The organism is Mesorhizobium norvegicum, assembly GCF_004919685.1.
Lineage (GTDB): Bacteria > Pseudomonadota > Alphaproteobacteria > Rhizobiales > Rhizobiaceae > Mesorhizobium > Mesorhizobium norvegicum.
This window is the reverse complement of the sequence record NZ_SMYZ01000091.1, coordinates 1-16279: the sequence shown is the minus strand read 5'-3', so window position 1 is coordinate 16279 and position 16279 is coordinate 1. Positions and strand designations below refer to the sequence as shown.

Annotated in this window: 18 protein-coding genes and 1 pseudogene; 7 read left to right on the top strand and 12 right to left on the bottom strand. The window is 61.2% G+C overall.

Annotated elements, in window-relative coordinates:
- A partial coding sequence (locus FCU66_RS41435) for a hypothetical protein (RefSeq protein WP_168992266.1) occupies positions 1-425 on the top strand: 425 nt, incomplete at its 5' end.
- A 106-nt stretch (positions 426-531) separates the two neighbouring features.
- Here the strand turns inward: FCU66_RS41435 and FCU66_RS34385 are convergent.
- The 4 genes from FCU66_RS34385 to FCU66_RS34370 form a co-directional block, all read right to left on the bottom strand.
- Complete coding sequence (locus tag FCU66_RS34385; protein WP_136621633.1) at positions 532-795, bottom strand: DUF6074 family protein; 264 nt, start codon at positions 793-795, stop codon at positions 532-534.
- Positions 796-1016: 221 nt separating this feature from the next.
- A complete protein-coding gene (locus FCU66_RS34380; protein ID WP_136621634.1) occupies positions 1017-1313 on the bottom strand; it encodes a DUF982 domain-containing protein in 297 nt (98 codons plus the stop codon).
- Positions 1314-1465: 152 nt separating this feature from the next.
- The gene (locus tag FCU66_RS34375) at positions 1466-1705 is read right to left on the bottom strand and encodes a hypothetical protein (protein WP_136621635.1); all 240 of its coding nucleotides are present in this window, start codon (positions 1703-1705) and stop codon (positions 1466-1468) included.
- Between the two features lie 113 nt (positions 1706-1818).
- Positions 1819-2241, bottom strand: coding sequence for a hypothetical protein (locus tag FCU66_RS34370; protein ID WP_136621636.1), 423 nt, complete (start codon positions 2239-2241; stop codon positions 1819-1821).
- Positions 2242-2442: 201 nt separating this feature from the next.
- On the opposite strand from FCU66_RS34370, the gene map reads away from it, so the two are divergent.
- Positions 2443-3270, top strand: coding sequence for a type I methionyl aminopeptidase (gene map, locus FCU66_RS34365; RefSeq protein ID WP_136621637.1), 828 nt, complete (start codon positions 2443-2445; stop codon positions 3268-3270).
- A 29-nt stretch (positions 3271-3299) separates the two neighbouring features.
- Here the strand turns inward: map and FCU66_RS34360 are convergent, their stop codons facing one another.
- The 3 genes from FCU66_RS34360 to FCU66_RS34350 are packed head-to-tail and all read right to left on the bottom strand — an operon-like array spanning position 3300 to position 6264.
- On the bottom strand, positions 3300-4625 hold the full coding sequence (locus FCU66_RS34360) for a HAMP domain-containing sensor histidine kinase (RefSeq protein ID WP_136621638.1): 1326 nt from the start codon (positions 4623-4625) through the stop codon (positions 3300-3302).
- Positions 4622-5389 carry a response regulator gene (locus FCU66_RS34355; protein WP_168992144.1) on the bottom strand — a complete coding sequence of 256 codons (768 nt, stop codon included), beginning with the start codon at positions 5387-5389 and terminating at the stop codon, positions 4622-4624. Before FCU66_RS34355 ends, FCU66_RS34360 begins: the two co-directional genes overlap by 4 nt.
- A 17-nt stretch (positions 5390-5406) precedes the next feature.
- Positions 5407-6264: a MipA/OmpV family protein gene (locus FCU66_RS34350; protein ID WP_136621639.1), complete on the bottom strand. Its 858-nt coding sequence runs from the start codon at positions 6262-6264 to the stop codon at positions 5407-5409.
- Positions 6265-6517: 253 nt separating this feature from the next.
- Between FCU66_RS34350 and FCU66_RS34345 the strand changes: the two genes are divergently transcribed.
- Positions 6518-7144, top strand: coding sequence for a JAB domain-containing protein (locus tag FCU66_RS34345; RefSeq protein ID WP_136621640.1), 627 nt, complete (start codon positions 6518-6520; stop codon positions 7142-7144).
- A 176-nt stretch (positions 7145-7320) separates the two neighbouring features.
- Entirely contained in the window at positions 7321-8562 is a 1242-nt protein-coding gene (locus FCU66_RS34340; RefSeq protein ID WP_136621641.1) for a tyrosine-type recombinase/integrase, read from the top strand.
- Between the two features lie 472 nt (positions 8563-9034).
- Here the strand turns inward: FCU66_RS34340 and FCU66_RS34335 are convergent, their stop codons facing one another.
- On the bottom strand, positions 9035-9475 hold the full coding sequence (locus tag FCU66_RS34335) for an Lrp/AsnC family transcriptional regulator (protein WP_031261243.1): 441 nt from the start codon (positions 9473-9475) through the stop codon (positions 9035-9037).
- Between the two features lie 133 nt (positions 9476-9608).
- Here FCU66_RS34335 and rocF point away from each other — a divergent pair, with 133 nt between their 5' ends.
- The 3 genes from rocF (at position 9609) to FCU66_RS34320 (ending at position 12291) form a co-directional block, all read left to right on the top strand.
- On the top strand, positions 9609-10541 hold the full coding sequence (gene rocF / locus FCU66_RS34330; RefSeq protein ID WP_136621642.1) for an arginase: 933 nt from the start codon (positions 9609-9611) through the stop codon (positions 10539-10541).
- A gap of 2 nt (positions 10542-10543) precedes the next feature.
- Positions 10544-11599: an ornithine cyclodeaminase gene (locus FCU66_RS34325; protein ID WP_136621643.1), complete on the top strand. Its 1056-nt coding sequence runs from the start codon at positions 10544-10546 to the stop codon at positions 11597-11599.
- Positions 11600-11826: 227 nt separating this feature from the next.
- Positions 11827-12291, top strand: coding sequence for a Ros/MucR family transcriptional regulator (locus FCU66_RS34320; RefSeq protein ID WP_136621644.1), 465 nt, complete (start codon positions 11827-11829; stop codon positions 12289-12291).
- Between the two features lie 133 nt (positions 12292-12424).
- On the opposite strand, the gene FCU66_RS34315 is transcribed toward FCU66_RS34320, so the two are convergent.
- The 4 genes and pseudogenes from FCU66_RS34315 to FCU66_RS34295 all read right to left on the bottom strand — a co-directional run.
- A complete protein-coding gene (locus FCU66_RS34315) occupies positions 12425-13342 on the bottom strand; it encodes a LysR family transcriptional regulator (RefSeq protein ID WP_136625470.1) in 918 nt (305 codons plus the stop codon).
- Between the two features lie 403 nt (positions 13343-13745).
- A pseudogene (locus FCU66_RS34305) lies at positions 13746-14339 on the bottom strand (ParB/RepB/Spo0J family partition protein); the annotation flags it as partial.
- A 126-nt stretch (positions 14340-14465) separates the two neighbouring features.
- Positions 14466-15437: an ArdC family protein gene (locus tag FCU66_RS34300; protein WP_136622507.1), complete on the bottom strand. Its 972-nt coding sequence runs from the start codon at positions 15435-15437 to the stop codon at positions 14466-14468.
- Positions 15438-15612: 175 nt separating this feature from the next.
- On the bottom strand, positions 15613-16279 hold a 667-nt coding region (locus FCU66_RS34295; RefSeq protein WP_342778239.1), incomplete at its 5' end, for a DNA polymerase domain-containing protein.

The following is a 16279-nucleotide window of genomic DNA, read 5'->3' as shown; positions in this document are numbered from 1 at the left end:
CCGGCGCCGGCGCCGGGCTCGATCCGGTGCCGGTCAGGGATATCCGGCTGGGGTCGACCGTCAGCGTGTTGACGTTGAGCGTCGTGATGCTGGGCGCGGTGAAGCTGAGGTCGGCGGGAGGCGATATTGCGTCGGTGCAATTTTCGACATTTCCGCTGGCAGCGCAAGCCGCTCTGGCCGGGTCGGTGGAGCCCACGAGCAATGCAGACGCCATGAGCAATGCCACGGCCGCCAGCGTCGCAAACCCTGAAATGTCGAAAAATCTCTGTCTCAACCACTCTGAAACAACGCGAGACTCGACTGCCCTCGATCGAACACGCGCCATCATCACCCCCCAGACCCGCGCCGCATCGGCACGAATCACCCCTTGCCAATGCAACCTATCAGATTGCAGCAGCAACGGAGGCTCCCAAGAATTGAGGTGATGTAATTTAGGTGCTCTGTTGCCGCTTTGGCACAGAAATCACAGAAATGACCAGCGCTTACGCACTATTGGAGTAAATATTGGAGTCCAGATCGGCGATATTTTCTTCAAGCAGAAAGAATTGGCATCGACTCGTCGACCGTATCGGCCAACAATTCTCTCTGTACGGCCAGGAAGAACCTGCGCACTTCATCGCTGGCTGCGGTTCTGTCCCTGCCGGATCCGACTACGAGATCAAGCAACTCCGACGCCTTGGCTCTCCAGAACGAGGTGGCGGTCTCGCCATGCAGATTGCCGAGCTTGGCAGCAACCTCTCTCACCAAGAATACCTGACGGTCGATCGGGAATGCACGAACTTTTTCTGGGGACATCTTCCAAACCATGAGACTGACGCAACGAATCAACCATTGCCAACAAGCAATGGCGTAGCCGGGAAGGTGGAAACGGAAGCTTAACGGCGCTGAGGTGGGTGCAGCATGGTGCAGTCGTCGGGGACGAAAAAGGGCGCGGCCCTACGCTCACGACATCGCCGTGTGGGTTCAAACGCGATCGTTGGCGTAGCAATCGGGGCAGGCGAAACGGGCGACGGCCCTCAGGCCTGGAGCGCCCTCGCCTCACTGCCGCGCTTGCGCGGCGTCATCATATCCCTGGCCATCAGTCCGCTCGCCCGGCAAAACGCCATGAACGCCCGGCACGCATCCTCGGTCTTGACCACGTCCACCGTGGCGCCAAAGCAGGCGTTGAACGCTTTCTGATAGATCGGGCCCTGACGGCGCGCAGGCCAGTCCTGAAGAAAGTCGAGCGCCTGTTCGACGCCGTAAATCTCCTCGACAGGCAGGCCGGGCGCGGGTGCGATGCGCACCGGCACCTCGAATTGCAGTCTGTCCATTTCCTATCTCCCGAACTGGCGTCACCGAGGCAACGCCATTCGTCGTCAAAAGTTGCTTTGACCGGCTTTTGACCCAGAAATGTGTCGTCACTTGGGTCGCTGAACCGCCACGTCGCCCAAAACAATCGAGGATATGCCTTGGGCGACTGCGCTCACTGGTTCGCCGGATCCGTCTCCGCGTCGAAAGCCATGCGAATGGCGGTGATCAGCACAAATATCGTCGGCACGGCGAAGATGCCGCCGAGAACAAGGGCCGCTGTCGCCGACAGGCCGAGCGTCTCGGCAACCGCCCAATAGACGGTTCCGATGCAGATGAGTGCCTGGACGGAGAGGAACGCGGCAGCCGAGGCCGCACGCGACAGGGTTTTGAAAGTCTTGATGCGTTGTTGCATTGAAAATAGTCCGGAAATGACGCGCCGCGCGACCGCGGCGCGGCCGACAGCGGCCGCACGATCACGACGCGAACAGGGATAGCTATGAGGTGAAGGGGGCGGTTCTGGACCGCTCAGGTCGCGATGGACGGCGGTGCGCGCGGCTGGTTGGTGCTCGCCCTGGGAACCGAGGCCGCTCCGTATCCCGAAACAACCGCTCCCGCCGGCGTCCGTTCGACCCAACGGAAGACGGCGTCGGGGACCGGCAGAGCGGGGTGGCCGCCGGCGAACTTGACCAGGGCCGGGCGGACGGCGCGAACTTCCAGCGCCTGCGCCTTGCCGGTGACACGCAGCAGCGCCGCCACCTCGCCAGACCGCTCGACACCGACGCTGGCGCCACTCGGCGCACCATCCGCGGAGGCTGGCACCGCCGGCCGGCCGAGGCACAGCATCGCCAGCAGCACCATGCCCATCAGGCATGAGCAGGCTGCCGTCAGCGGCGCTTCAAGCCATCTGGCTTGCCTGGCGGCCGTGAAGGGGCGCGATCTCGAAAACATCACCCGCCCTACCGCACGATGGCCAGAAAGGAAAGCAAACCGGGCAAAACCCGGCAAGACATTACCCCATGCAAGGCGAATATCCCGAAATGCACGGCTGCATCTGGCAGTTCTTCCTTGAACCTTTTGCCCTCAAGTGCCAAATCTGGGGAGATTTTCACGTCGGCTCTCTTGCAGGGCCCTACCGGCTACACGGACAAAATGGTCACCTATCTCGACGCCGCCACGGCACCGCTCAGAAACACCGGCCAGATTCGCCTCTATGGCGAGGACGGCTTTGCCGGCATGCGCAAGGCATGCGATCTCACCGCGCGCTGTCTCGACGAACTGGTGCCGATGGTCGAACCCGGCGTCACCACCGAAGCAATAGACCGCTTCGTCTTCGAATTCGGCATGGACCATGGCGCGCTGCCGGCGACACTCAACTATCGCGGCTACACGAAATCGTCCTGCACCTCGATCAATCATGTCGTCTGCCATGGCATTCCCGACAACAAGCCGCTCAAGGATGGCGACATCGTCAACATCGACGTCACCTACATCCTCGACGGCTGGCACGGCGATTCCTCGCGCATGTATCCGGTCGGCACGATCAAGCGCGCCGCCGAACGCCTGCTCGAAGTCACGCATGAATGCCTGATGCGCGGCATTGCGGCGATCAGGCCCGGCGCCCGCACCGGCGCCATCGGCGCCGCCATCCAGACCTTTGCCGAGGGCGAGCGCTGCTCGGTGGTGCGCGACTTCTGCGGCCACGGCGTCGGCCAGCTTTTCCATGACGCACCGAACATCCTGCACTATGGCAGTGCCAATGAGGGCGTCGAGATGCGGCCCGGCATGATCTTCACCGTGGAGCCGATGATCAATCTCGGCCGGCCGCACGTGAAGGTTCTGTCGGACGGCTGGACCGCGGTGACGCGTGACCGCTCGCTGTCGGCGCAGTACGAGCACACGATCGGCGTGACCGACACCGGCTGCGAGATTTTCACCCTGTCGCCCAGAAAACTCGATCGCCCCGGCCTGCCGGCTTAAAGCGCGTCGTCTTGCCGGCACGAGACCGTCTATGACGGTTGGGTACTTGGACCATTCGGCAGGTCGATGGTGACGACCAGTCCGTTGGGTTGGTTGTCCTGCAATTCGATCCTGCCGCCGTGCCCCTGGACGATGTCGGCAACGATCGAGAGGCCCAGGCCGAAGCCATGCTTCGATGCAATGCCGCGCGACGCATCTTGCTTGAAGAATGGTTCGAAAACACGGGCGCGCGCCGTCATCGGAATGCCCGGCCCGTCGTCGCCTACCGTGATGCGTGCCGCTACGTCGGTCGCCGTCAATGCGACCGTGACAGTGCTGGCGAATTTGACCCCGTTGTCGCAGAGATTCGCGATCGCCCGCGCCAGTGCATTGGGCTTGCACCAGCCCAGAAGCCGATCCGGTCCGGAATACGAGACCGGAAACCCGACATCGGAGAATTCGGCGCAGACGGTTTGCAGAACGCTGGCAATGTCGGCACGCTGCAGCTTCTCCGTCGAAACATCGTTGCGCAGATAGGTCAGGGTCTCGTCGATCAGGACTTCGATGTGCTGGACATCGGAGAGGATCGCGGTTCGAACGGGGCCATCATCCATGCGCTCGGCGCGAAGCCGCAGCCGCGTCAAAGGCGTGCGCAGATCATGGCTGACGCTGCGCAACATGCGCGTGCGGTTTTCGATCATCGCCCGGATACGCGTTCTCATCCTGTTCAGGGCACGCGCCAGCCCGACCATCTCAATGGAGCCGCGTTCGACAAAAAGCTGGTCGCTATTCTCGATCTCGGCCGAACCGACTGCCGCCGAGATGCGCTTCAACGGGTCCGTCACGGCCCACACCGCAAACAGCCAGATCAGGACGGGCAAGGCGACGAAAGCCATGAATCTGTAGAACGAGGCACGGACGAAGCCTGATGTCAGCCAGGAATCGGACATGCCGAAATGAGCCAGGACGTCCCGCTGGTCGAGGTCGATGACAAACGCGTATCGGCCGCCGATCCTTATCCAGCGCCCATCAACCGCCCCCCTGTCGATGCGGAAAAGCCATTCGATACTTCGCCATTGCAAATAGGAATAGGGAATGCTGCGGATCTGTTCCTTGGGCAGCACCTCGAAATCAAAACCAGCTCGCGCAGCCGTCGCCAGAATTGCGCCACGCGCTTCCGCTGGCGTTTCGCGCAACAAGGCAGCGACAACGGCCGCTCGCCTGGCGCTATCTTCCACAGCGGGAAGGTCGACGTTCTCTATGAAACTCTCGACGACCGATCCAACGGACATGATCACAATCACCGCGATGAAAATGATTGCCGCAAACTGCCCACGCACGGATTGGGGCAGGAAACGGCGGACGAAACCCCTCATGCTTCCTCCACCGTCGCGGTGAAGATGTAGCCACCCAGCCGAACAGTCCTGAGAAGCACCGGATCGCGCGCGTCCTTTTCGATCTTCTGGCGGATCCGGCTGACATGCACATCGACGCTTCGTTCGATCGGTCCGGCGAGCCCGGCATGGGTCACGCTGAGAAGTTCCTCCCGCGAGAGAACCCGGCCCGCATTGCGGCAGAACGCAAGCAGCAGGTCGAATTCATGCGTCGTCGTCGCAACCCGCGCATTGCTCGGATCATGCAATTGCCGACGGATCGGGTCGAGGCTCCAGCCGTTGAAGCGAAGCACTTTCGACCGGTCCCGCTCGTCGGGAGCATAGGCCGTGCGGCGCAGCAATGCCCGTATCCGAGCCGTCAGTTCGCGCGCGCTGAAAGGTTTCGTCACATAATCGTCCGCGCCGATTTCCAGTCCGAAGATACGGTCGATTTCTTCGCCAAGCGCGGTCAACATCAAGATCGGAATGTTCGTTCCCGCACGAAGACGGCGACAGATGTTGAGACCGTTTTCACCCGGCAGCATGACATCGAGCACGATGAGATCGAATTTCTGGTTGCGAAGCGCGGCATTCATCTGGACGCCGCTCTCGGCAATTTCCACGATCATGCCGTTATCGGTGAGCGTCTCACCCAGCATGCGCGCGATCTCGATATCGTCTTCGACAATGAGGATGCGCCAACCCTGCCTTGCCGATTTGAACTCGGCGTTCAAATCGCTCCGGCTGGAGGTTGCCGCAGCCTGCATCGTTATCTGTGTGGGCATTAGAACCTGTATCCGACAAGAAGCATCCCGGAAGGCTGGATCTTGTCGACGACAATAGGGCTGTCGGCGGCGTCACCCACAAGAATGCCGACCCCCGCCTGGCCACGCACCATCCAGTTCTCGTTGAGCATATATGTGGCGGAGACGGAAAAATCCGCGCGCTTCAACCCGGCGCCGGCATCGTAGCGCGCCAGCCCCGAGCGAGCCGACTGTTCCGGCGTGACGCCAAAATAGGCCTGCATGTGATTTTCGTCGGCGAAGACGACGGATGCGCTGGCGCCGATCATCAACGATTGCGACAGAGGCTGGGTTACCTCGATCCCGACCGTGCCCAACAGGCCATCGCTGCCGCCGATGGTCTTGTCCAGCAGTGCGAAGATTTCAGCCGGGCCGAACTTCACCGCGGCCTTCGCGCCGACTGTCGCGCCCATGTCGACATCGCCCAAGCCGCGCAGGTGGTCGGAGTCGTCTTCCTTGCGGCCCATCTCATAGCCAAGCCGCGCACTCAACGCGAACGGCCCCTGGTCATAGACGGCGATGTTGGCGCCCGTCGGATCGATCGTCACCGTGTCGCGGAATGTCGCCGTGACGAAAGGCACCGGCATGATCTTGAACTCGTCGCTGCCCTCGTATTTGGGGGCGATGATGGCGCCGCCACCAAGCACGACATGCCAGTCGGCCAGTTTCTGTTCGATGCGCCCGAAACGGGAAGGCTCGGGCGGCGGGATGAAATCGTCGGAATTGACGGCAATAGCGTCGGCCGCCAGCACGACCCCCGAATGCGTTGAATACAGGATTGCCATCGCCGCAAGAGAGGCCCGGCCGGCAAACAGTCCAGAATCGATTTTGGCGAACATGCGTGCTCCAGAACAGCGAGGCCGTGAGCCCCTGATGCTCTGACTATTTCAGGTGAAAGTGGCTGCATGCGTGAAGTGATGTTAAGTTTTGTTGCGCAATCTTGGTCTCATCTTGGCGCCTGCACGAGAGAAGCCGGAAGTTGACAGCACAAGCCGGCATGACGCCCGCGCCGGTCGTCTCAGCGCTCGCGGAACAGAACGGTTTTCAATCCAGTCCAGAACGGTTTTAATGTCCGCATCGGAGGGGCGGCATATGGGGAACACAAGCGACGACGACGAGCGGAGTTTCTTCGCCGAAGTGCCGATGCGGCCGGCGGCGAAAGCCAAGGCAGCAGGCGAAAAGCCGCATTATCTCGGCCATCGCGACCGCTTGCGCGAGCGCTTTGCCTCGGCAGGTCCGGACGCCCTGCCCGATTACGAACTGCTGGAACTTCTGCTCTTTCGCCTGATTCCCCGCGCCGACACCAAGCCGGTGGCCAAGGCGCTGCTGGCGCGCTTCGGCACGCTGGCCGAAGTGCTTGGCGCGCCTATTGGCCTCTTGCAGGAGGTCAAGGGCATCGGCCCGGCGGTGGCGCTCGACCTGAAAATCGTCGCCGCGACCGCGCAGCGCATGGCGCGCGGCGAGGTCCACGGCCGCGAAGTCCTCTCGTCCTGGCAGCAGCTTCTCGACTATTGCCGCTCAGCCATGGCCTTCGAGGCGCGCGAGCAGTTCCGCATCCTGTTCCTCGACAAGAAGAACGCGCTGATTGCCGACGAGGTGCAGCAGACGGGCACGGTCGACCACACGCCGGTCTACCCGCGCGAGGTGATCAAACGCGCGCTCGAACTCTCGGCGACCGCCATTATCCTGGTGCACAACCATCCCACTCACCCATTTTAATCACGCTGGATCACGCTGGATACCGCTGAATCATAAGGATTTTTTGGCTTGTCGTAGAGTCGGGTACTGTGGCATATTGGGGTCGGTTTTAGGGGGATCGAAGCCCTTTTTGACCCCAGTCGCCGACCCCACGAAACCGTCTGGCGACCCCACTTGGAAGCCGATGGAGAACCCCAGTGCCAAGCCTTACCGATGGAGAAATACGCCGCGCCCTGAAGCAGGTGGAACAGACTGGAAAGCAGCTAAGCCTCGTCGATGGCGAAGGGCATGGAACCGGGCGCCTCGTGCTGGTCATGAAGCCGATGCCGACCCGCGTGACCGCCGACTGGATGGCTCAACAGTGGCGCGATCAGAAGCGTATCAAGAAGAAACTCGGATCATATCCTTCGATGCCGCTTAGCAAGGCACGAGAAGTATTCAATCGCGATTTCGCGGACATGATCCAAAAGGGTCGTAGCATCCGGATCGCTGGCGACACGCGGCCTGGCACCGTTGCCGATCTGTTCGAAGCCTATGTCGCTTACCTGAAGGAGGCAGGGAAGCCATCCTGGAAGGAGGCGGAAAAGGGCCTGAACAAGATCGCCGACACGCTCGGACGCAACCGCCCTGCCCGTGACATTGAACCGGACGAGATTACCGCGATCATCCGTCCCATCTATGAGCGCGGCAAGCGCTCGATGGCGGATCATGTACGAAGCTACATTCGATCCGCCTTTAGCTGGGGTTTGAAATCAGAGCATGACTACCGCTCCGCCTCGGCGCGTCGCTTCCGCTTGGTCTACAATCCTGCGGCGGGTATACCAACGGAGCCCAAGAAGGTCGGGACGCGCTGGCTGGACGAGGACGAATTCCTCCGACTCTATCGCTGGCTCGAATACCCCGATACGCCGGTGCATCCACCATACACGCGCGCGGTCAGAATTCTGATGCTAACCGGGCAGCGTGTAGAGGAAATCGCACGACTACACGTCGATCAGTGGGACGCAAAGGAACGCATCATCGACTGGTCGAAGACCAAGAACGGTAAGCCGCACGCCATCCCCGTGCCGACGATCGCTGCCGATTTGATCGAATCAATCACGCCCAACGCTCACGGCTGGTTCTTTCCTTCAGCAACCGATCCGACCAAGCCGGTGAGCCACGGCACCCTCTATTCCTTCATGTGGCGCCAGCGAGACCGCGAGGTCATTCCGTTCGTGACAAACCGCGATCTGCGGCGGACGTGGAAAACACTTGCCGGCAAGGCCGGCCTATCCAAGGAGATCCGGGATCGCCTGCAGAACCATACGCTGCAAGACGTCAGTTCCAAGAGCTACGACCGGTGGAACTATATGCCCGAGAAGCGCGCGGCCATGGCAAAATGGGACAAATTCGTCCGCCCCATGCTGGCCAAAAAGCGCATGAAGATGGCGGCATGAGTCCTCGCCGCCCTGTCCGCTGAAGCCTGTGCTCCCCAGCCGATCACATGCCCGGCCTCGTTGAACACTGGTCCGCCGCTCATGCCGCCCGTCCAATCGGCGTCGATCGGGTGACCGGCCAGGGCCGACCGCGCGCGCCATCGGCTGGAGCGATCGGCTTCCCGCACCGCGCGCTTTAGGGAGGAAGGGACGCGCGCTACCCGAATCGTGGCTTCGCGTTTAGGAAACCAATTTCGAGGAAATACTTCAAACACAGGATCTCGCTTTTCACGCGCTGTTGGCAGCGCGCGCCGCATAGATGTGAGTGTCAAAACGTTTCACGATTCAAATTAATAGCCGTGAAGCTTGCCGAACAGCGCGTGAGAGGCGAGATCGAATACGGCCGCCGGATCGCTGGGCAGGTAGTGGATGGTCTTTGGAATGCAAGCGTCACCAACCCGCATACTTTGCGACTTTAGGCCTTGATCGGATTTTACGTCAGTCGTGCCCGCGTCGTGCGCGGCGTGGCCAGAAGCAGGCTCGTTTCGCTACCCGTTATGCCGGCAATCAGCCGGATGCGGCGTAGCACGGCATCGAAATCGGTCAGTGAGGCAGTCCCGAGCTCGACCACCAGGTCCCAGCGGCCATTGGTGGTGTGGATGGTCGAGACTTCCGGGAAGCCGCCCAGCGCACGAACCACACGGTCGGCGGCATGGCCCTCGATCTCGATCAGCATGATACCGCGGATGCGCTGATCAACGGCGTCGGCGCGCAGTACCACCGTGTAGCCGATGATGTCGCCGGACCGTTCCAGCCGTTCCATACGTGCCCTGACCGTGGCGCGCGAGACGCCGAGATCGACTGCGAGATCAGACACGCTGCGCCTGGCGTCATGCCGAAGCAAGGTCACGAGCCGTTCGTCCAGCGCATCCATCGAGATACCATTTTGATCAATTTTGCTGCCATTACGATAAACAATGCTTTCCGAATTGCCAATTCTGCCTGTTCATATCGCCAGCTAGCCATGATCTCCTCGCGGCATTCGAATTTGGGCCGCGGGAAAAACAATGCGTTGCAAAATCGTCGGGGCGCCGGTGCAGGACGGCGCTGGCAGAATGGGATGCGAGATGGGGCCGAGCGCCCTGAGAACCGCCGGGCTTGCTGAAGTGCTGTCCGGTCTTGGCCATGCTGTGGAGGATATGGGCTCCGTCCAGGCAATTCCGGTGAGGCACGTCGCGCATGGCAACCTGGCGCTGAAGGCCTTGCCCGAGATATCGGCCTGGACATACGCCATTGCCGAAGCTGCCTACGCCGCGAGCGAGGACGCCATGCCGATCTTTCTCGGCGGCGACCATTCGATCTCGGCCGGGACGGTGTCGGGTCTTGCCCGCCGCGCCGCCCAAACCGGACGTCCGCTGTTTGTGCTGTGGCTCGACGCGCATCCGGATTTCCACACACTCGACACCACCGCCAGCGGCAATCTGCACGGCGTTCCGCTCGCCTACGCCAGCGGCCAGCCGGGTTTTAGTGGCTATTTTCCGGATCTCCCCGCAGCGGTCGATCCCAAACGGATCTGCACCATGGGCCTGCGCAGTGTTGATCCACCCGAGCGCAAGGCGCTCAACGAAGCGGGAGTGACTGTGCACGACATGCGCGCGATCGACGAGCATGGCATCGCGCCGCTGCTGCGCGCCTTCCTGGCGCGCGTGTCTGATGAAGACGGGCTGCTGCATGTCAGTCTCGACGTCGACTTCCTCGACCCGTCGATTGCGCCAGGTGTCGGCACCACGGTTCCAGGTGGTGCGACGTTTCGCGAGGCGCATCTGGTGATGGAGATGTTGTCCGACAGCGGCCTGGTTTCCAGTCTCGACCTGGTCGAGTTGAACCCCTTTCTGGACGAGCGTGGCCGGACCGCGACGCTGATGGTCGACCTGACGGCCAGCCTGATGGGACGCCGCATCATGGACCGCCCGACCCGCAGCCATTCCGGGAGCTTTTGATCATGACCACGGCAAAGCTGAACATCGTCCCCTTCGTCAGCGTCGATCGCATGATGAAGCTGGTGATCGCCATCGGCGTCGAGCGCTTCCTGACCGAGCTCGCCAGCTACATCGAGGAAGACTTCCGCCGCTGGGAACTTTTCGACAAGACGCCTCGCATTGCCTCGCACAGCCATGACGGGGTCATCGAGCTGATGCCGACAAGCGACGGGCGCCTCTACGGCTTCAAATATGTCAACGGCCATCCGAAGAACATGCGCCAGGGTTTGCAGACGGTGACCGCCTTCGGCGTGCTCGCCGATGTCGGCAGCGGCTATCCGATGCTGCTGACCGAAATGACCTTCCTGACGGCGCTGCGCACCGCCGCCACATCCGCCGTCGCGGCCAAGTATCTGGCACCGAGCGGCGCGCGCACCATGGCTATCATCGGCAATGGCGCCCAGTCGGAATTCCAGGCCATCGCCTTCAAGGCGCTGACCGGCATCGATCGGCTGAGGCTCTACGACATCGACCGGTCCGCCTCGCGGAAGTGCGCGAAGAACCTCGCTGGCTTGGGATTCGATATCACCATCTGCGAAACCGCGCAGGAAGCGGTTGAAGGTGCCGGCATCATCACGACGGTTACCGCCGACAAGCAGTGCGCCACCATTCTCACCGACAACATGGTCGGCTCCGGTGTGCACATCAACGCCGTGGGTGGCGATTGCCCTGGCAAGACCGAACTGCACAGGGACATCCTGCTGCGCTCCGACATCTTCGTCGAGTTCCCGCCTCAGACACGCATCGAGGGCGAGATCCAGCAGCTGGGTCCCGACCATCCCGTGACCGAGCTCTGGCAAGTGATCGCCGCCAGGGTGCCCGGTCGCCGGGACGCCAAGCAGATCACGCTGTTCGATTCAGTCGGCTTCGCCATCGAGGATTTTTCAGCGCTGCGCTATGTGCGCGACCAGTTGCAAGCGACCGGCCTCTATGAGGAACTCGACCTGCTTGCCGATCCGGATGAGCCACGCGACCTGTTCGGCATGCTGCTGAGGGCGGCCATGCAGCCGGCAGCATAACAAGGCTCACTCAAAACTGTATCCGTCCTCCTGCCCATTGCTCTTGCACCTTCATTGCTGGGCGCCGCCGCGCCAGAACTGGTTGATGCAGAGTTTCGTGACCCATGCGCCGGCCGCGTTCCTCATCGTAACTTCTTGTCTTGTGCACCCGGTGCGCTTTGCTGTAGCGAGGCTGCTGACGCAGATCGGGGCTACGGCACCTGAAGAGCAGATGAAAGGTCGGCCAAATGCCTGAAGATCTTATCGAGTCCGACGCGGAATTGCTGGAGATGACCGCTGACATCGTTTCCGCCTATGTCAGCAACAACCCGCTTCCAGTTGCGGAACTCGCTCGCGTAATTTCCGATACCTATGGGGCAATCCGCAAGCTGCAAAGAGCAGCCCCGCCCAAAGCGGAAGAGAAGCCTACACCCGCTGTCCCGATCAAGAAATCGGTGACGCCTGATTTCATCATCTGCCTGGAAGACGGCAAGAAGTTCAAGTCGCTCAAACGGCACTTAGGCACTCACTACGATCTGTCACCGGATGCGTACCGTGCGAAATGGGGCCTGCCCTCCGACTATCCGATGGTTGCGCCGAATTATTCCGCGGCGCGATCGACGATGGCGAAGGCGATCGGCCTGGGACGGAAGGCCGCAGCGCCTGAAGCGGCGCCAGCGAAGCGCCGCAAGATCGGCATCAAGACGACCTGACATCGGGGCTATTTTGCTCAAAAAGCCCGCGTTCTGTTGCAGGGGCGCCGGCTGATCGTTTTCTGTTAGGATGAACCGTTGCCCCTTGTTCAAAGGCGGCGGCTGTCGAAGGACACCATCCCTCTAGGGGTGATCACCCTCTCGCAGTCGGCACGTTCGAAAACGCAGCGATGATCGCCTCGAGCGATACATTCAATGCGTTGGAGAAGGTCCTGCCCTTCTGCCAAATCGCAACGTAGTGATAGAGCGCGGATGGTTCCACTGGCCTTATTCCCAGGTGAAACGCCGCGTATTCACGCGCGATGATTTCATTGGTTATCGAAATGCCTAGGCCAGCCGAAACGTATCCGGCTTCGTGACCGTTGCAATCAAATTCCACTAGTATGTCCGGCTCGACGCCGGCGAAGCGTAAGGCATTGAAGTTCATTTGGTGGGCGGCGAATTGGGGATCGATATCGACGATCGTTTCGCCTGCCAGGTCTTGCGCCTCGATACAGGTCTGTTTTGCAAAGCGGTGGTCGGGATGGAAAATGCATACGTTTCGTGCCGACCCAAGCGGCGCCCATTCAAACAGGCGTGGGTCCAGCGGCAGTCTCGAGATTCCAAGATCTGCCCGCCCAGCCAGGATGTGCTCGCCGATCTGCTCGTAGCTTCCCGAAATCGACCGGACATTCGAAGCGGTCTTTGCGTGGATAATCGCCACAACCTTGGGCAAGGTCACGAAACCGAAAACAGAAGGCGCGGCAATCGCAATCCGTTGCTTTTCGTCGTTCTTCATCGCGAAGATCGACGCTTCCAGCCGATCCAGGGACGTCAGGGCGAGTTCTACGTTTCGCAGGAGTTCCCAGGCTTCCTGCAAGGGCACGATGCGGTTGGCTGATCTCTTGAAGAGGGTGATGCCGAGCGTGGTCTCGAGTTGCTTCACATGTTGACTGACGGCCGGCTGGCTTATCCCGAGCGCAACCGCTGCTCGCCTTGTCGAACCGGCCCGCAACACTTCTCGGAAGACCTTCAGTTGACGGAGCTTCAAGTCGCTTTGCAGCAACTCCATTCCCTGCGCTCCTTTCCCTGACAACGCTACCCGGGACGCAGATAACGCCAACCTGGGGAGCAACGAAGCGCCTCAGTATATAACGGCACGTTATAGATAAAAGAATAAAAATTATAGATTGAGTGTGGAATTTAACGCGTTAGAATTAGGCAGTATCTCCAATTAACTCCAAATTATCAATATAACAACTCGCAACCTTGGGTTATACGACTTGGTCTGAGTGACACGGACCGTCGTATCTCACGGTATTGCGAGCCAAGGAACGCGCCCCATGGGTGGTTTTACTACTCAGTTTGTTGTCGCACTCACCGTGACCATAAGCCTGGCCCTTGTCAGCGGCTGCCTGGGTACGGCATTTGGGTTGTTTCTGGCCATTTCGAAGGGCACGGCACAGCCGCGCCTCAACCGTGTCGTGACGGCCTACACGACGGTTCACGGTGAAGGCCATGAGTTGATCGAGCTTCATGCCGTCCTGCTCGTAGATATCGTGCAGCTTGGGCGAGACCTTCGCGAGCCGCAGGCGTTGCTGGACAAAGGTCGCGGACACGAAGAAGCGTGCTGCAATCTCCTCGTGGCTCGCGCCCTGATCGTGCAGGGTCTGGAAAGCACGGAACATGTCGAGAGGATGGAGGTCCTCGCGCTGGAAGTTCTCGGCCAGCGAATCTTCCTCGATCGGCACCTCGCTATCGGCGTCGGTGACGACGCAAGGCACAGGCTCGGTTTTGACCATGCGCTTCTGCTTGACCAGCAGTTCCAGCGCGCGATAGCGGCGTCCGCCCGCCGGCACCTCAAACATGCCGGTCTCGTTGCCCTCACCATCCAACACCGGCCGGACGTTGAGACTCTGGAGCAGGCCGCGCCGTCCAATCGAGGCGGCGAGGTCCTCGATCGTTGCCCCGCGCTTGATGCGCCGGACGTTGGACTGGCTCAGCATTAGCTTGTTGAACGGGATGTCGCGCGAAGCGTTGAGGGTGATCTTCTGCTTGCCGGTAGCCATCTCGATTATCTCCGCGACGGGCGGCCGAGACTCTCTCGACCTCCAAACCCGTCACAAAGACCGGCGCAGCCCTCTCACTCTAAGTACCGCGCCGCACACCGGAAGATCCGAGGTCCGTGAGGAGGATCATGCCGCCCTCCTGTCGATCTCGGTCTCATCGACCTCGCCTGGGCCTGCCCCGAATGCGCCGTCAGGTTGAGGCAGGAACGAAAGCAACCAGTCGGCCGCCTTGCTGGCCCGGGAGGCGGCACGCACCATGGCGCGGTTGTCTTCGCGCAGAACCTCAAGCCAGGAGGCCAGGTAGTCGGCGTGGCGCACGGTCGGCACGATGCCAAGCGAGGCGCAGCAGAAGGCTGCGTTCATCTCGGCGACCAGTTCCTCGAAAGCATATTTCTTGGTGCCGAAGGCGCCGCCGAGGTCACGGCCGACGCGGGAGGCATGGCCGGTCGCATGCCCAAGCTCGTGCAGGGCGGTGCGATGCCAGTCGATGGTCTCGAAATAGGCCTGCGGGGGCGGCACCCGAACATAGTCATGTGCCGGAGCATAATAGGCGCGATCGCCACCGATGCGGAAATCGATCCCGGTCGCCTCGATCAGCGCCTCGACTGCAGGCTCGATCAGTCCGGGTTCCGGTGCAGGCGGAGCCACGGCCAGATCGTCGGGCAGATTTTCGCATTGCGCCACGTTGAACACGATGAAGCGCTTCAGGAACGGTATGGCCTGTGCTGCCTCGCCGGTTTCCCGCGCGCGATTCTTCTCGTCGTCAGGGATGAAGTGGTCAGCATAGACGACGGTGGTCCCGTGTTCACCCTTGCGGACATGACCGCCCAGCGATAGCGCCTGGCGGAAAGTCAGCCATCCCTGAACGGGAAAGCCATGCTCGACGACCGCACCCCACAGGATCAGTACGTTGATCCCGGAATAGGCGCGGCCTGTCGCGGCATTGGCCGGCATGGCGAGAGGAGCTTTCGTCGCCGTCGTGCCCCAGGGCTGCACCCAGGGAAAGCGCCCAGCTTCCAGCTCGGCGATAATCTTGTTGGTGATATCGTCATAGAGGCTTGCCCGGTCGGTGCCGGCGCGAGCGTAATGTCTGGACATCGCGGTTCTCCGCCACGGGCGCCGGAGGCCTCTCCTCCAGCTCTCAACCCGTCACGGCAAACCGGTCCGTACTCTCACTCTAGATGGCGTTGCGGGGGGAGGACGCTCTCGAATTTGGGCAAAGGCGGTCCGCGCCAAATCGGCAAATGTCGCTGACCATCTAGTATGGTTATTGCTACCGGACTGCGTGGCGGATGCGGTCGGTAAGCGTTTGTTCGACGTCGAAATAACCCTCCCAGGCTTCGGGTAGCTGAGCCCGCGCGGCGGCGGCGAAAACATCGAAACCGTTGGCGCTTTCGCAGGTGGGCAACTCCTCCCAACTGACGGGCACCGCGCACGACGCTCCCGCGCGCGCCCGCGTCGACCAGGGACAGATTGCAGTGGAGCCCTGGCCGTTGCGCAGGTAATCGAGAAACATTCGGCCCTTGCGCTTCGCCTTGCTCATGTTGGCGACGAAGCGCGACGGATCTGTACGGGCCAGCAGTTCGGCGAAGTCCTGGCAGAAGCTCTTGACCTCGTCCCAGTCTGCCTCCGGAACGAGCGGCACGACCACATGAACGCCCTTGCCGCCCGACAGCAACGGCCACGACTGCAGTCCAAGCGCTTCCAGAATCCCCCGAATGTCGAGGGCTGCCTGCTTGACGGCAGTGAAGCCCAGGCCCTCGTCGGGATCGATGTCGAAGATCATGCGGTGCGGCAGATTCGGCTGCTGGCGCAGGCTTCCCCAAATGTGGAATTCGAGCACGTTCATCTGGACGCCTGCGATCAGCCCCGCCAGGTCGCCGACCCAAAGGATGCGGCTTTCCTTACCGGACATCTTCGCCAACTGGCCGTCATGAATG

Excerpts from the sequence above, each read along its gene's own strand:
- FCU66_RS34385 (WP_136621633.1), bottom strand. The coding sequence starts at position 795 with ATGTCCCCAGAAAAAGTTCGTGCATTCCCGATCGACCGTCAGGTATTC.
- FCU66_RS34380 (WP_136621634.1), bottom strand. The coding sequence starts at position 1,313 with ATGGACAGACTGCAATTCGAGGTGCCGGTGCGCATCGCACCCGCGCCC.
- FCU66_RS34375 (WP_136621635.1), bottom strand. The coding sequence starts at position 1,705 with ATGCAACAACGCATCAAGACTTTCAAAACCCTGTCGCGTGCGGCCTCG.
- FCU66_RS34370 (WP_136621636.1), bottom strand. The coding sequence starts at position 2,241 with ATGTTTTCGAGATCGCGCCCCTTCACGGCCGCCAGGCAAGCCAGATGG.
- map (WP_136621637.1), top strand. The coding sequence starts at position 2,443 with ATGGTCACCTATCTCGACGCCGCCACGGCACCGCTCAGAAACACCGGC.
- FCU66_RS34360 (WP_136621638.1), bottom strand. The coding sequence starts at position 4,625 with ATGAGGGGTTTCGTCCGCCGTTTCCTGCCCCAATCCGTGCGTGGGCAG.
- FCU66_RS34355 (WP_168992144.1), bottom strand. The coding sequence starts at position 5,389 with ATGCAGGCTGCGGCAACCTCCAGCCGGAGCGATTTGAACGCCGAGTTC.
- FCU66_RS34350 (WP_136621639.1), bottom strand. The coding sequence starts at position 6,264 with ATGTTCGCCAAAATCGATTCTGGACTGTTTGCCGGCCGGGCCTCTCTT.
- FCU66_RS34345 (WP_136621640.1), top strand. The coding sequence starts at position 6,518 with ATGGGGAACACAAGCGACGACGACGAGCGGAGTTTCTTCGCCGAAGTG.
- FCU66_RS34335 (WP_031261243.1), bottom strand. The coding sequence starts at position 9,475 with ATGGATGCGCTGGACGAACGGCTCGTGACCTTGCTTCGGCATGACGCC.
- rocF (WP_136621642.1), top strand. The coding sequence starts at position 9,609 with ATGCGTTGCAAAATCGTCGGGGCGCCGGTGCAGGACGGCGCTGGCAGA.
- FCU66_RS34325 (WP_136621643.1), top strand. The coding sequence starts at position 10,544 with ATGACCACGGCAAAGCTGAACATCGTCCCCTTCGTCAGCGTCGATCGC.
- FCU66_RS34320 (WP_136621644.1), top strand. The coding sequence starts at position 11,827 with ATGCCTGAAGATCTTATCGAGTCCGACGCGGAATTGCTGGAGATGACC.
- FCU66_RS34315 (WP_136625470.1), bottom strand. The coding sequence starts at position 13,342 with ATGGAGTTGCTGCAAAGCGACTTGAAGCTCCGTCAACTGAAGGTCTTC.
- FCU66_RS34300 (WP_136622507.1), bottom strand. The coding sequence starts at position 15,437 with ATGTCCAGACATTACGCTCGCGCCGGCACCGACCGGGCAAGCCTCTAT.